14 protein-coding genes are annotated in these 12,340 nt (G+C 73.7%); 3 read left to right on the forward strand and 11 right to left on the reverse strand.

The annotated features are described in order from the left end of the window. Positions 1 to 19: 19 nt before the first annotated feature. The 5 genes from der to BGK67_RS09435 all read right to left on the reverse strand — a co-directional run bounded on the left by der (position 20) and on the right by BGK67_RS09435 (position 4,908). A complete protein-coding gene (gene der / locus BGK67_RS09415; RefSeq protein WP_069919652.1) occupies positions 20 to 1,483 on the reverse strand; it encodes a ribosome biogenesis GTPase Der in 1,464 nt (487 codons plus the stop codon). Positions 1,484 to 1,558: 75 nt separating this feature from the next. Beyond that, entirely contained in the window at positions 1,559 to 2,146 is a 588-nt protein-coding gene (locus BGK67_RS09420; RefSeq protein WP_244291445.1) for a lysophospholipid acyltransferase family protein, read from the reverse strand. A gap of 56 nt (positions 2,147 to 2,202) precedes the next feature. Next, a complete protein-coding gene (gene cmk / locus BGK67_RS09425) occupies positions 2,203 to 2,910 on the reverse strand; it encodes a (d)CMP kinase (RefSeq protein WP_069919654.1) in 708 nt (235 codons plus the stop codon). A gap of 341 nt (positions 2,911 to 3,251) precedes the next feature. Then, on the reverse strand, positions 3,252 to 4,340 hold the full coding sequence (locus BGK67_RS09430; RefSeq protein WP_069919655.1) for a prephenate dehydrogenase: 1,089 nt from the start codon (positions 4,338 to 4,340) through the stop codon (positions 3,252 to 3,254). Positions 4,341 to 4,464: 124 nt separating this feature from the next. Then, positions 4,465 to 4,908, reverse strand: a complete 444-nt coding sequence (locus BGK67_RS09435) for a YidB family protein (RefSeq protein ID WP_069919656.1) — start codon at positions 4,906 to 4,908, stop codon at positions 4,465 to 4,467. Between the two features lie 136 nt (positions 4,909 to 5,044). Here BGK67_RS09435 and BGK67_RS09440 point away from each other — a divergent pair, with 136 nt between their 5' ends. The 3 genes from BGK67_RS09440 to BGK67_RS09450 are packed head-to-tail and all read left to right on the forward strand — an operon-like array spanning position 5,045 to position 6,646. Beyond that, positions 5,045 to 5,410 (forward strand): DUF952 domain-containing protein, encoded by a 366-nt coding sequence (locus BGK67_RS09440; protein ID WP_069919657.1) that lies wholly within the window; start codon positions 5,045 to 5,047, stop codon positions 5,408 to 5,410. A gap of 56 nt (positions 5,411 to 5,466) precedes the next feature. Further along, a complete protein-coding gene (locus BGK67_RS09445) occupies positions 5,467 to 5,940 on the forward strand; it encodes a Rieske (2Fe-2S) protein (RefSeq protein ID WP_069919658.1) in 474 nt (157 codons plus the stop codon). Between the two features lie 28 nt (positions 5,941 to 5,968). Next, the gene (locus BGK67_RS09450; protein ID WP_069919659.1) at positions 5,969 to 6,646 is read left to right on the forward strand and encodes a nucleotidyltransferase domain-containing protein; all 678 of its coding nucleotides are present in this window, start codon (positions 5,969 to 5,971) and stop codon (positions 6,644 to 6,646) included. Here the strand turns inward: BGK67_RS09450 and BGK67_RS09455 are convergent. The 6 genes from BGK67_RS09455 to scpB all read right to left on the reverse strand — a co-directional run bounded on the left by BGK67_RS09455 (position 6,643) and on the right by scpB (position 12,332). Further along, positions 6,643 to 7,659 (reverse strand): ADP-ribosylglycohydrolase family protein, encoded by a 1,017-nt coding sequence (locus BGK67_RS09455; protein WP_069919660.1) that lies wholly within the window; start codon positions 7,657 to 7,659, stop codon positions 6,643 to 6,645. The genes BGK67_RS09450 and BGK67_RS09455 overlap by 4 nt on opposite strands. Beyond that, entirely contained in the window at positions 7,656 to 8,438 is a 783-nt protein-coding gene (locus BGK67_RS09460) for an NUDIX hydrolase (RefSeq protein WP_079154102.1), read from the reverse strand. The genes BGK67_RS09455 and BGK67_RS09460 overlap by 4 nt, the downstream gene beginning before the upstream one ends. Further along, the gene (locus BGK67_RS09465) at positions 8,435 to 9,514 is read right to left on the reverse strand and encodes an AAA family ATPase (RefSeq protein ID WP_069919661.1); all 1,080 of its coding nucleotides are present in this window, start codon (positions 9,512 to 9,514) and stop codon (positions 8,435 to 8,437) included. Before BGK67_RS09465 ends, BGK67_RS09460 begins: the two co-directional genes overlap by 4 nt. Beyond that, positions 9,511 to 10,107: a nicotinamide riboside transporter PnuC gene (gene pnuC, locus BGK67_RS09470; RefSeq protein WP_079154103.1), complete on the reverse strand. Its 597-nt coding sequence runs from the start codon at positions 10,105 to 10,107 to the stop codon at positions 9,511 to 9,513. The genes BGK67_RS09465 and pnuC overlap by 4 nt, the downstream gene beginning before the upstream one ends. A 123-nt stretch (positions 10,108 to 10,230) precedes the next feature. Then, positions 10,231 to 11,706 (reverse strand): pseudouridine synthase, encoded by a 1,476-nt coding sequence (locus BGK67_RS09475; RefSeq protein ID WP_069919663.1) that lies wholly within the window; start codon positions 11,704 to 11,706, stop codon positions 10,231 to 10,233. Then, positions 11,706 to 12,332 (reverse strand): SMC-Scp complex subunit ScpB, encoded by a 627-nt coding sequence (scpB, locus tag BGK67_RS09480; protein ID WP_069919664.1) that lies wholly within the window; start codon positions 12,330 to 12,332, stop codon positions 11,706 to 11,708. The genes BGK67_RS09475 and scpB overlap by 1 nt, the downstream gene beginning before the upstream one ends. Positions 12,333 to 12,340: the final 8 nt, after the last annotated feature.

Here is a 12,340-nt window from a genome sequence, read left to right on the forward strand (position 1 = left end):
GGACTCCGTACCGCCCGTACTACTTCTTCTTCTTGTACTGGGCGCCGCGCTTCTCGCGCACCCGCACCGAGATGTGGATCGGGGTGCCCTCGAAGCCGAACTCCTCGCGCAGCCGGCGCTCGATGAAGCGCCGGTAGCCGTGCTCCAGGAAGCCGGAGGCGAAGAGGACGAACCGCGGCGGCTTGCTGCCCGCCTGGGTGCCGAACAGGATGCGGGGCTGCTTGCCGCCGCGGATCGGGTGCGGGTGGGCCGCGACGACCTCGCCGAGGAAGGCGTTCAGCCGGCCGGTGGGGATGCGCGTCTCCCAGCCCGCGAGGGCGGTCTCGATCGCCGGGACCAGCTTCTCCATGTGGCGGCCGGTGAGCGCCGAGACGTTCACCCGCGGCGCCCAGGAGACCTGCTGCATCTCGGTCTCGATCTCGCGCTCGAGGTAGTAGCGGCGCTCCTCGTCGAGCTCGTCCCACTTGTTGTACGCGATCACGATCGCGCGGCCCGCCTCGACGGCCATGGTGATGATGCGCTGGTCCTGGACGCTGATCGTCTCGGTGGTGTCGATCAGGATGACCGCGACCTCCGCCTTCTCGACGGCGGCGGCCGTGCGCAGGGAGGCGTAGTAGTCGGCGCCCTGCTGGAGGTGCACCTTCTTGCGGATGCCGGCGGTGTCGACGAACTTCCAGGTGATGCCGCCGAGCTCGATCAGCTCGTCGACCGGGTCGCGGGTGGTGCCGGCCAGCTCGTTGACGACGACACGGTCCTCCTTCGCGACCTTGTTGAGCAGCGAGGACTTGCCCACGTTCGGCCGGCCGATCAGCGCGATGCGGCGCGGACCGCCGGGGGCGGCGCCGCCGAAGGTCTGCTCGGGGGCTTCCGGCAGGGCTTCCAGCACCGCGTCCAGCATGTCGCCGGTGCCGCGCCCGTGCAGGGAGGAGACCGGGTGCGGCATGCCGAGGCCCAGGGACCACAGGGAGGCCGCGTCGGACTCGCCGCTCTGGCCGTCGACCTTGTTGGCGCACAGCACGACGGGCTTGCCGGCCTTGCGCAGCAGGCGGACGACGGCCTCGTCGGTGTCGGTGGCGCCGACCTTGGCGTCGACGACGAAGACGACGGCGTCGGCGGCCTCGATGGCGTACTCGGCCTGGGCGGCGACGGAGGCGTCGATGCCGAGGACGTCCTGCTCCCAGCCGCCGGTGTCGACGACCTTGAAGCGGCGGCCGGCCCACTCGGCCTCGTACGTGACGCGGTCGCGGGTGACGCCGGGCTTGTCCTCGACGACCGCCTCGCGGCGGCCGATGATGCGGTTCACCAGGGTCGACTTGCCGACATTCGGCCGGCCGACGACGGCGAGGACGGGGAGGGGGCCGGCGGCGGCCTCCTCGAGGGCACCTTCGACGTCCTCGATGTCGAAGCCCTCTTCCGCGGCGAGCTCCATGAACTCCGCGTACTCGGCATCGCCAAGTGCTCCGTGGTCGTGCTGGTCGTTCATGAAGTCCGTTCCTCGTCGTTCGTGGTGATCGGTGGTACCCGCGCAGCGCGGTTCCACTACTAGGTCAAGTCTCGCTCAGCGCCCGGTCAGGCGCTTGGCGTCGGCCAGGTGGGCGGTCAGCCGGTCCTGGATGCGTACGGTGGCCTCGTCCAGCGCGGTACGGGTACGGCGGCCACTGCCGTCCCCGGCGTCGAAGGCCGAGCCGAACACGACGTCGACCCGGCTCTTGAGGGCGGGCAGGCCCTTGACGAGCCGGCCCTTGGTGTCGCCGCTGCCGAGCACGGCCACCGGGACGACGGGCGCGCCGCTGCGGACCGCGAAGTACGCGAGACCGGCGCGCAGCGAGGCGAAGTCGCCCTCGCCCCGGGTGCCCTCGGGGAAGATGCCGAGGGCCCCTCCATTGTCGAGCACGCCGAGGGCGCGGGTGATCGCCGTCCGGTCGGCGCCGGTGCGGTCGACCTTTACCTGCCCGATCCCTTCGAGGAAGGGGCCGAGCGGGCCGACGTACGCTTCCTTCTTGATCAGGAAGTGCAGGGGCCGGGGGGCGGTGCCCATGACCATCGGGCCGTCTATGTTGTGCGAGTGGTTCACGGCGAGGATGACGGGGCCGGAGGCGGGCACCTTCCAGGCGCCGAGCACGCGGGGCTTCCACAGCCCGTACATGAGCCCGATGCCGATGCGCCTGCCGACCGCCGCACCCTTGAGGGAGGGCGCTTCGCTCACTTGCGGCCCGCCCGCTTCTCCTCGACCAGGGTCACGATGCACTCGATGACCTGCTCGAGCGTGAGCTCGGTGGTGTCCACCTCGACGGCGTCGCCGGCCTTGGCCAGCGGGGAGGTCTTGCGGCCGGAGTCCGCGGCGTCGCGCTTGATCAGCGCGGCCTTGGTGGCCGCGAGGTCGGCGGCGTCCTTGCCGCGGAGCTCACCGCTGCGGCGGGCGGCGCGGGCCTCGGCGGAGGCGGTCAGGAAGATCTTGATGTCCGCGTCGGGCAGCACGGTGGTGCCGATGTCGCGGCCCTCGACGACGATGCCGTCGGCCTCCGCGGCGGCCTGCTCGGCGATGGAGCGCTGCAGCTCGGTGATGAGGGTGCGCACCTCGGGGACCGCGCTGACGGCGCTGACCTTGGAGGTGACCTCGTGGGTGCGGACCGGGCCGGCGGCGTCCAGCCCGTCCACGGTGATCGTGGGCGCGGCTGGGTCGGTGCCGGAGACGATCGACGGCTTGCCCGCGGCGACGGCGATGGCGTGCGGGTCGTCGGTGTCGACGCCGTTGCTGATCATCCACCAGGTGATGGCCCGGTACTGGGCGCCGGTGTCGAGGTAGCGCAGCCCGAGCTTGGCGGCCACGGCCTTGGAGGTGCTGGACTTGCCCGTGCCGGAGGGACCGTCGATGGCGACGATCACGGCTGCCGGAGCTGCGGTTTCCACGGTGCGGGCACCTTCCTGGTTGCGCGTACGTGTCCGGGCGCACGAAAACGCCCCTCCTCCAGGTTACCGGGCCCCGAGACCCCCCGGCCCCGCCTTCCCGGCCCCCGCCTCCACCAGACACCACCACCCCCTTCGACCCGGCCCGAGCACCCCGGGGCCCCCTGCCACTCAGCCCCGCCCGGCAACCCAGTCCCGCCCGGCACAACCAGCCCCGTCCGCACCCCGGCCCCGCCGGCGTTTGAGGCGCGGGGTGCGGGGCGGAGCCCCGATCCGTGACCCCCGCCCGGCACAGCCACGGGGTGCGGGGCGGAGCCCCGGGCTGGGGCTCGGCCCGGGGGCGGCTACTGCTGCCGCAGCGCCCAGCCGCGCTCCCGCAGCTCGGCCGTCAGGCCGGCCACGGCCCGCGGCTCGACCATCAGCTGCACCAGCCCGGCCTGCTGGCCCGTCGCGTGCTCGATCCGCACGTCCTCGATGTTGACCCCCGCCCGCCCCGCGTCCGCGAAGATCCGCGCCAGCTCACCCGGCTGGTCGGAGATCAGCACGGCCACCGTCTCGTACGGCGTCGGCGCCGCGCCGTGCTTGCCCGGCACCCGCACCCGCCCCGCGTTCCCGCGCCGCAGCACGTCCTCGATCCCCGCGGCCCCGCCCCGCCGCTTCTCCACGTCGGCCGACTGGAGCCCCCGCAGCGCCTCGACGGTCTCCTCCAGGTCGGCCGCGATCCCGGCCAGGACGTCGGCGACGGGCCCCGGGTTCGCCGACAGGATCTCCACCCACATCCGCGGGTCGGAGGCCGCGATCCGGGTGACGTCCCGTATGCCCTGCCCGCACAGCCGCACCGCCGTCTCGTCGGCCTCCTCCAGCCGCGCGGCGACCATGCTCGACACCAGCTGCGGGGTGTGCGAGACGAGCGCCACGGCCCGGTCGTGCGCGTCCGCGTCCATGACCACGGGTACGGCCCGGCACAGCGACACCAGTTCCAGGGCCAGGTTCAGCACCTCGTGGTCCGTGTCCCGGGTCGGGGTCAGCACCCAGGGGCGGCCCTCGAAGAGGTCGGCGGTGGCGGCCAGCGGCCCGGACCGCTCCTTGCCCGCCATCGGGTGCGTGCCGATGTAGTCCGTCACGTCCACGCCGAGCGCCTCCAGCTCCCGGCGCGGCCCACCCTTGACGCTGGCCACGTCCACGTACGCGCGCGCCGCGCCCCGGCCGATCGCGTCGGCCAGCGTCGCCGCCACGTGGGCCGGGGGCACGGCGACGACCGCCAGGTCGACCCTGCCCTCCGGGGCCTCGTCCGTGCCCGCCCCGAGGGCGGCCGCGGTGTGGGCCTGGGCCGGGTCGTGGTCGACGAGGTGGACGGTGATCCCGCGGGCGGTCAGCGCGAGCGCCGCGGAGGTGCCGATCAGTCCGGTTCCGATGACGACGGCGGTTCTCACGAGGCACTCCAGGGTTGACTTCGGCGAGGTGACGGGCTGTCGGGCCAGGGTAGCCAGCCCGGACGGCGCGAGGGCCCGGCGCCCGTCCAGTGGGACGGCGGCCGGGCCCGGGCGGGCAACCGCGTCAGAGCTGCTGGGCCTTGATGATGTCCTCCAGCGAGCCGGACGGCACCGAGCCGTTCGGCGTCAGCTTGTCGACCGCCGTGGGCAGCGTCTGCGCGATCTCGGCCGCGGCGGCGTCCGGGGTGACGCCCGCCTGCTCGGCGACCTTCCGCAGCGTGCCGTCCGGCAGCGCCTCCTTGATCTGGTCGGCGCTGACCGGCTGGTTCTGGCCGGTGCCGACCCAGGACTGCGCCTGGTCGACGAGGCCGGACTTGGTGAGCATCTCCAGCAGGCCGGCGAGCGGGTTGTTCGCGGCGCCTCCGGGCGCCTGCGCACCGCCCGCTCCGCCGCCGCCCGTGAGTGCGCCGAGCAGCGAGCCGAGGACGCTGCTTCCGCCGCCGGCACCGCCGCTCCGGCCGCCGCCGAGAATGCCGCCGAGAAGGGAGCCGAGGTCGTTACCCGCCATGGTCCTGCCTTTCGCTGAGGGACCGGGCCGCACGAAAGCGGCGTACCCGGCTTCGAGACACGGACAATGTCACCCAAGCCGGACATGGCCGCCACTTGGCGCACACGCTTGCGACCCCTGGGGTAGAACGATCGGCATGATCTTCCACCTCGTCCCGCTCACCGACTGGACCGCCGCACCCGGGCGGCCGTACGCCCCGCCCTCGCTCGACTCGGAGGGTTTCGTGCACTGCTCGGCCGACCGGCCCACCGCGCTCGCGATCGCCGAAGCGCACTACCAGGCGGTGCCGGGGATCCTGCTGGTGGTGGAACTCGACGAAGATGCCCTGACCGCCGAGGTCCGCCGCGAGGGCGAATCCGGCGGCCGCTACCCGCACGTGCACGGCCCGTTGAACCGGGAGGCCGTGGTCCGCGTGTGGGAAGTCGTACGCACACCCGGCAGTCCTGTCTCACTGGCACCTTGGGACCCGGGCCACCGAAACGGCGCGGCAGGCTTCTTCTGAGGCCCGCCGCAGGCCAGGATGCTCTCGCCGATCCGGCCACGAAGCGAGGAGAAACCATGAGCGACCCCACGCACACCGCCCGGCGTACGGTACTGACGACCGGCGCGGCCGCCCTGGCGGGCGGCGCGCTCACCGCGTGCGGCGGCGGTGACGGCGGGACGACGCCCGCGAACGGGGCGGCGACCGCGCCCGCCCCGTCCGCGTCCCGGCCGGCCGCCTCCCAGGAGCCCGCCGGCGCCGAGAAGGTCATCGCCAAGGCGGCCGAGGTGCCGGTGGGCGGCGGCAAGATCCTCAAGGACGAGAAGCTGGTGATCACCCAGCCCACCGCCGGAAACTTCCGCTGCTTCTCGGCGGTCTGCACCCACCAGGGCTGCCTCGTGAACAAGGTGGAGGACAACACCATCGTCTGCCCCTGCCACATGAGCACGTTCGAGGCCGCGGACGGAGCGCCGACCAAGGGCCCGGCCACCCGCCCGCTGCCGGAGAAGAAGATCGAGGTCGCGGCGGACGGCGGTATCTCGCTCGCCTAGCGGCGGGGGCCGCCCCTAGGCTCCCCGGATGGACGAACTGACCCTGGTACGGGACCACACGGTCTACCAGTGCGTGATGGGCTCCCGGGCGTTCGGGCTGGCGACGGAGGCGAGCGACACCGACCGGCGCGGTGTCTACCTCGCCCCGACGCCGCTGTTCTGGCGCTTCGAGAAGCCCCCCACGCACGTGGAGGGCCCGCGGGACGAGGAGTTCTCGTGGGAGCTGGAGCGCTTCTGCGAGCTGGCCCTGCGCGCCAATCCGAACATCCTGGAGTGCCTCCACTCGCCGCTGGTCGAGCAGGTCACCCCGGTCGGCGAGGAACTGCTCTCCCTCCGCGAGGCCTTCCTCTCCCGCCGGGCCCACACCAGCTTCAGCCGGTACGCGGCCTCCCAGCACGGCAAACTCCTCGCGGACGTCCGCGTCCACGGCGCCCCGCGCTGGAAGCACGCCATGCACCTGCTGCGCCTGCTCCTGTCCTGCCGCGACCTGCTGCGCACGGGCCGCCTGAACCTCGACGCGGGCCCCCACCGCGACCGCCTCCTGGCGGTCCGCCGCGGCGAGCTCACCTGGGCCGAGGTCGACACCTGGATGTCCCGCCTGACCTCCGAGACGGACGCGGCCCTGACCACGACCCGTCTGCCCGAAAGCCCGGACCACGCCCGCGTGCAGGACTTCCTCGTCCGCACCCGCCGCGCGTCGGCCTAGTCCCAGAGCGCGCCGAAGGCCAGCAGTTCGTCGCGGTACTCGATGCGGCCCTCCCAGTCGCGGGGCCAGACGTCCGCGCCGAGGTGGGCGCCCGCGAAGGCGCCGGCCAGGCAGGCGAGGGAGTCCGAGTCGCCCGCCGTGCAGGCGGCTCGGCGCAGGGCCAGGAGGGGTTCCTGCGGGAAGAGCAGAAAGCACTGCAGGGCCGTGGCGAGGGCCTCCTCCGCGATCCAGCCCTCGCCCGTGGTCAGGCAGGGGTCCGTCTCCGGGGACGGGGTGCGCAGGGCCGCGGCGAGGCGGTCGAGGACGGCCAGGCACTCGTCCCAGCCCCGGGCGATGAAGGACTCCGGCGAGGCGTCGCAGGCCGTCCGCGTCCAGAGGTCGCCGAGCCAGCGCTCGTGGTAGCGGGTGCGGTTCTCCAGGGCGTACGAGCGCAGCCGTCCGACCAGGCCCGTCACCTCGGTGCCCTGCGCGAGCAGGTACACGGCCCGCGCGGTCAGGTCGGAGGCGGCGAGGGCCGTCGGGTGGCCGTGGGTCAGCGCCGACTGGAGCTGCGCGGCGCCCGCCCGCTCCTCCTCGGTCCAGCCGGGCACCAGCCCCACCGGCACCACCCGCATGTTCGCGCCGCAGCCCTTGGAGCCGAGCTGGCTGGCGTCCCGCCAGTCCCGCTCGGGGTGGTCCAGCAGCGAGCAGGCCCGCAGGCAGGTGTTGCCCGGGGCCCGGTTGTTCTCCGGGGAGTGGTACCAGTCGACGAACTCCTCCCGGACCGGGCGGGCGAGCCGCAGCGGGCCCACCCGGCCCCGGTCGGCCGCGGTCCGTATGCCCCGCGCCAGGGCGAGCGTCATCTGGGTGTCGTCCGTGACGATGGCCGGCCGGGGCAGCTCCATCCCGCGCCACGGGCCGGTCTTGGCGAGGATCGACGGCACGTCGTTGAACTCGGTGGGGAAGCCCAGGGCGTCCCCCAGCGCGAGGCCGATCATCGCGCCGGTCGCCGCGCGTTTCGGGGTCGTCGTCATGGTGTGCGTCCTTCCGAGGGGCGGAGCAGGGGCGGGTGCAGGGCGGTCGCGGGTCCCGGCCGGTACAGCGCGGCCGGTTTGCCGCGGCCTCCGGTGAGCCGGGCGGCTCCCGGTACGGCCTCGACGAAGCCGGGCGTGGCCAGGACCTTGCGGCGGAAGTTGGGGCGGTCCAGGGCGGTGTCCCAGACCGTCTCGTAGACGGCCTGGAGCTCGCCCAGGGTGAACTGGGGCGGGCAGAAGGCGGTGGCCAGGCAGGTGTACTCGAGCTTCGAGCCGACCCGCTCCCGGGCGTCCGCCAGGATCACGGCGTGGTCGAAGGCGAGCGGCCCGACCTCGGGCACGGGCACCCAGCGGGCGTGCGCCGCGTCCCCGCCGCCCTCCGCCGCCGGCTCGGGCAGGTCGGCGACCAGTGCCGTGAAGGCCACCGAGACCACCCGCATCCGAGGGTCCCGGTCCGGCTCGCTGTAGGTGCGCAGCTGCTCCAGGTGCAGGGCCGCCACCAGATCCGGCGCCAGCCCGGTCTCCTCGGCCAGTTCGCGCCGGGCGGCGCTCTCCGCGGACTCGCGGGGGGTGACGAAACCGCCGGGGAGCGCCCAGTCCCCCTCGTACGGCTGCTGCCCGCGCCGGATCAGCAGGACGTGCAGCCGCCCGCCGCGCACGGTGAAGACGGCGAGGTCGACGGTCACCGCGAAGGGCACGAAGGCGAACGCAGCGGGACGGGGGTCCTCCCGGCCGGAGGCTGGGGGAGGGTCGTAGCCCGCGGGCAGCGCCCCGCTCATCGGGTCTCCGGCAGCGGATCGGCGAAGTGCCAGCCCTCGGCGAGCAGTTCGTCGACCGCCGCCACCGCGGCCGCCAGCCGCTGCTCGCGGTCGCCCCGTACGACGAGGAACCGCCTGCCGGTGCGTTCCAGTTCCGCCCTGAACCGCCCGGTCATCCAGGGCCGCAGGTGCGGGCCGTCGCGCAGTCCGTCGTCCTCGAAGGGGACGTCCGCGTCGTCCGTCAGCAGGTACAGGTCGCGCCGCGTCAGGGAGGCGGTCTTCTCGACCTCCTCGTTGCGCCCGCCCATGTACCGCTCGTGCCAGATGCCGGTGGCGAAGGAGTCGGTGTCGCAGAAGAGCACCGGCGAGCCCAGCCGGGCCGCCCGCTCCTCCTCCGCGTCCTGCCGGCGCGCGATGACCGGGAACTCCTCCGAGGCGAAGGTGATGTCCGCCCAGGTGGCCGCCGGGTCGGCGGCGCGGGCCGCCGCCAGCTTCTCCTCGCTGTAGCGGCGCCCGTACTCGGCGACCCAGCCCGTCCCGGCCCACACCCCGCCGCGCCGCCGGTAGTGCTCGGCCAGCGCCCGCGACAGCGTCGTCGTGCCGGTGGACTCGGCGCCGAGTACGACGACCCGCCGGACCAGGGAGGCCCGTACGGCGGGTCCCAGGTGGTCCCAACAGCCCGCGGGGTCGGCCCGTACGGCCGTACCGGAGACCGGGAACAGCGTCCGCGCCGGGTCCACGCAGACCTCCTCGGCGCCGAACCGCCGCGCGAGTTCGGCCCCGTACGCCTCCGAGGTGAAGACGGCGTCGACGGGCCGGCCGACGGCGTCCCGGAAGACGGCCATGTGGGCCTCCCAGACGGCCGGGTCCGTCAGGTCGACCGGGATGTCGTCGACCGCGCCGACGACGTCCGCACCCGGGTGCTCCTCGCGCATCCAGGCGACCCGGTCGGCGAGCGGCACCGACTCCACGGAGGCCGCGCAGACCAGTACGGTCAGCCGGTCGCAGCGGTCCTGGGCGGTGCGCACCAGGTGGTGGTGGCCGGCGTGCGGCGGGTAGAACTTGCCGAGCACCAGCCCGTGGCCGTAGCGCTTCACGCCGTCGCCCCCAGGGTCGTACGGGCGCCCGGCGCGGGCAGCGACCGGCGCCAGCCGGCCAGCCCTGCCACGCAGAGCGCGAGGAAGCCGACGTAGAGGGCGGCGGTGAGGTAGAGGCCCTTGTGGGCGTAGAGCGGGATGTACACGAGGTCGGCGGCGATCCACAGCCACCAGGACTCGAGGAGCTTGCGGCACTGGCCGTACGTGGCCGCGAGCGAGAGGCCGGTCGTCAGGGCGTCCCAGAAGGGGACGGTGGAGTCGGTGGCGCGGCTGAGCAGCAGGGTGAGGGCGAGCACCCCCACCGCCCCCGCCGCGGCCAGCCAGAACCATTCGGTGCGCGTGGTGCGGCGCACCGGCAGGGCTTCGGCGGTTCCAGGTCCACCCCCGTGGGTCCAGGACCACCAGCCGTACGCGGCGAGGGCGATGAAGACGATCTGCAGCCCGGCGTCGGCGTAGAGGCCGGCCTGGGCGAAGAGAACGATGAAGAAGACGTTGTTGGCGATGCCGATCGGCCAGTTGGCGATGTGCTGGCGGGCCACGAGCCACACGCACAGGGCACCAGTGGCGAATCCGAGTACCTCGGTCCAGCTCATGACGAGCCCCCCACTCCCTTTAATAGTCTGGTTGACTATAAACACCTCGGGGGGTGCCGGGCAAGCGAAAAGCCCGCAGCGCCGGAAGGCACTGCGGGCTCGTCGACCCGGAATCGGGAGGTACTACAGACCGACCTCGCGCATCAGCATGCCGACCTCGGTGTTGGTCAGGCGGCGCAGCCAGCCGGACTTCTGGTCGCCGAGCTCGATCGGCCCGAAGGAGGTGCGGACGAGCTTCTCGACCGGGAAGCCGGCCTCGGCCATCATGCGGCGCACGATGTGCTTGCGGCCCTCGTGGAGGGTGACCTCGACCAGGTAGTTCTTGCCGACCTGGTCGACGACGCGGAAGTGGTCGGCGCGGGCGTACCCGTCCTCCAGCTCGATGCCGTCCTTGAGCCGCTTGCCGATCTCACGCGGCAGCGGACCGGTGATCGCCGCGACGTACGTCTTCTTCACGCCGTACTTCGGGTGCGTGAGGCGGTGGGCCAGCTCGCCGTGGTTGGTGAGCAGGATGATGCCCTCGGTCTCGGTGTCGAGCCGGCCGACGTGGAAGAGACGCGTCTCACGGTTGGTGACGTAGTCGCCCAGGCACTGGCGGCCGTCCGGGTCCTCCATGGTGGAGACGACGCCGGCCGGCTTGTTCAGCGCGAAGAACAGGTAGGACTGCGTCGCGACGGTCAGGCCGTCGACCTTGATCTCGTCCTTCGGCTGGACGCGTCGGCCCTGCTCCAGCACGATCTCGCCGTTGACCTCGACGCGGGCCTGCTCGATCAGTTCCTCGCAGGCGCGGCGCGAACCCATGCCGGCGCGGGCGAGCACCTTCTGCAGGCGCTCACCCTCCTCCTCGGCCCCCGGGAAGGTCTTGGGGGTCTTGATGACCGGCTTGTCCGCGTACCGGTCGCGCACGCGCTCCTCGATCCGCGCGTCCAGCTCGCGCGGACGGGACTGGCCGCTGCGGCTGCCCGGGCCGCGGCGCGGGCCGCCGGCCCCGCCGATGCCGGGGGTCTTGGAGGGCTTGGGGCCGCCCTTGGCGCCACCGCGCGCGGCCGCGCCGCGGGCACCGCCGCCGCCGGCCTTCGGGCCGCTGCGGCCGTTGCGCTCGCCCTCGGGGCCCACGTCGTAGCGGCGCTCCTCGGGGCGGGGGTTGCGGGGGCGCTGGGGAGCCTGGTCGCGGTCGCGGTCGCCGGAGCCGCCGCCCTGGTAGCCGCCGCCCTGGTAGCCGCCGCCGGAGCCGCCACCGCGGTAGCCGCCGCCGGAGGAGCTGCCACCGCGGGAGCCACCCCCGCCGAAGGAGCTGCCGCCGCGGGAGTCGCCACCGCCGGAGGAGCCGCCACCGCGGTAGCCGCCGCCGGAGGAGCTGCCACCGCGGGAGCCACCCCCGCCGAAGGAGCTGCCGCCGCGGGAGTCGCCGCCGCCGGAGGAGCCGCCGCCGCGGTGGCTCCCGCCGGAGGAGCTGCCACCGCGGGAGCCACCCCCGCCGGAAGAGCCGCCACCGCGGTAGCCGCCGCCGGAGGAGCTGCCGCCGCGGGAGTCACCGCGTCCGCCACCACCGCCGCCGCCGCTGTTCCTGTTGCCGCCGCCGTTGCCGTTGCTTCGCATCAAATGTCCGTCGTCTTGTCGTCGTCTTCGTCAGTGTCCGGTGCGTCCGGATCGAACGACGGCACACCTTCTTGCGTCTCGGCTTCGATCGCGTCCGCCTCGGGGAGGAAGGGCGCGAGCTCCGGGAGCTCGTCCAGGCCGCGCAGGCCCATCCGCTCCAAAAAGTGGTTCGTCGTCCTGTACAGGATCGCACCTGTTTCGGGTTCCGTCCCCGCCTCCTCCACCAGACCCCGCTGGAGGAGGGTCCGCATGACCCCGTCGCAGTTGACTCCGCGGACCGCCGAGACCCGGGAACGGCTCACCGGCTGGCGGTACGCGACGACCGCCAGGGTCTCCAGCGCCGCCTGGGTGAGACGGGCCTGCTGGCCGTCCAGGACGAAGCCCTCGACGGCCGGGGCGAACTCCGCCCGGGTGTAGAACCGCCACCCGCCGGCGACCAGGCGCAGTTCGAAGCCGCGCCCCTGGAGCGTGTACTCGTCGGCGAGCTCGCGCAGGGCGTCCGCGACCTCCCGGGGGGTGCGCTCCAGCACCTTGGCGAGGTGCGTCTCCGTCGCGGGCTCGTCCACGACCATGAGTACGGCCTCCAGCGCCGGCTTCAAAGCCAGCCCGGCCACGTCACTGCTCATCCCTCGCT

The organism is Streptomyces subrutilus, from assembly GCF_001746425.1.
Taxonomy (GTDB): domain Bacteria; phylum Actinomycetota; class Actinomycetes; order Streptomycetales; family Streptomycetaceae; genus Streptomyces; species Streptomyces subrutilus_A.

Bases quoted from the DNA above. Each gene is read 5' to 3' on its own strand.
- der (WP_069919652.1), bottom strand. From the start codon at position 1,483: ATGAACGACCAGCACGACCACGGAGCACTTGGCGATGCCGAGTACGCG.
- BGK67_RS09420 (WP_244291445.1), bottom strand. From the start codon at position 2,146: ATGTACGGGCTGTGGAAGCCCCGCGTGCTCGGCGCCTGGAAGGTGCCC.
- BGK67_RS09435 (WP_069919656.1), bottom strand. From the start codon at position 4,908: ATGGCGGGTAACGACCTCGGCTCCCTTCTCGGCGGCATTCTCGGCGGC.
- BGK67_RS09440 (WP_069919657.1), top strand. From the start codon at position 5,045: ATGATCTTCCACCTCGTCCCGCTCACCGACTGGACCGCCGCACCCGGG.
- BGK67_RS09445 (WP_069919658.1), top strand. From the start codon at position 5,467: ATGAGCGACCCCACGCACACCGCCCGGCGTACGGTACTGACGACCGGC.
- BGK67_RS09450 (WP_069919659.1), top strand. From the start codon at position 5,969: ATGGACGAACTGACCCTGGTACGGGACCACACGGTCTACCAGTGCGTG.
- BGK67_RS09455 (WP_069919660.1), bottom strand. From the start codon at position 7,659: ATGACGACGACCCCGAAACGCGCGGCGACCGGCGCGATGATCGGCCTC.
- BGK67_RS09460 (WP_079154102.1), bottom strand. From the start codon at position 8,438: ATGAGCGGGGCGCTGCCCGCGGGCTACGACCCTCCCCCAGCCTCCGGC.
- pnuC (WP_079154103.1), bottom strand. From the start codon at position 10,107: ATGAGCTGGACCGAGGTACTCGGATTCGCCACTGGTGCCCTGTGCGTG.
- BGK67_RS09475 (WP_069919663.1), bottom strand. From the start codon at position 11,706: ATGCGAAGCAACGGCAACGGCGGCGGCAACAGGAACAGCGGCGGCGGC.
- scpB (WP_069919664.1), bottom strand. From the start codon at position 12,332: ATGAGCAGTGACGTGGCCGGGCTGGCTTTGAAGCCGGCGCTGGAGGCC.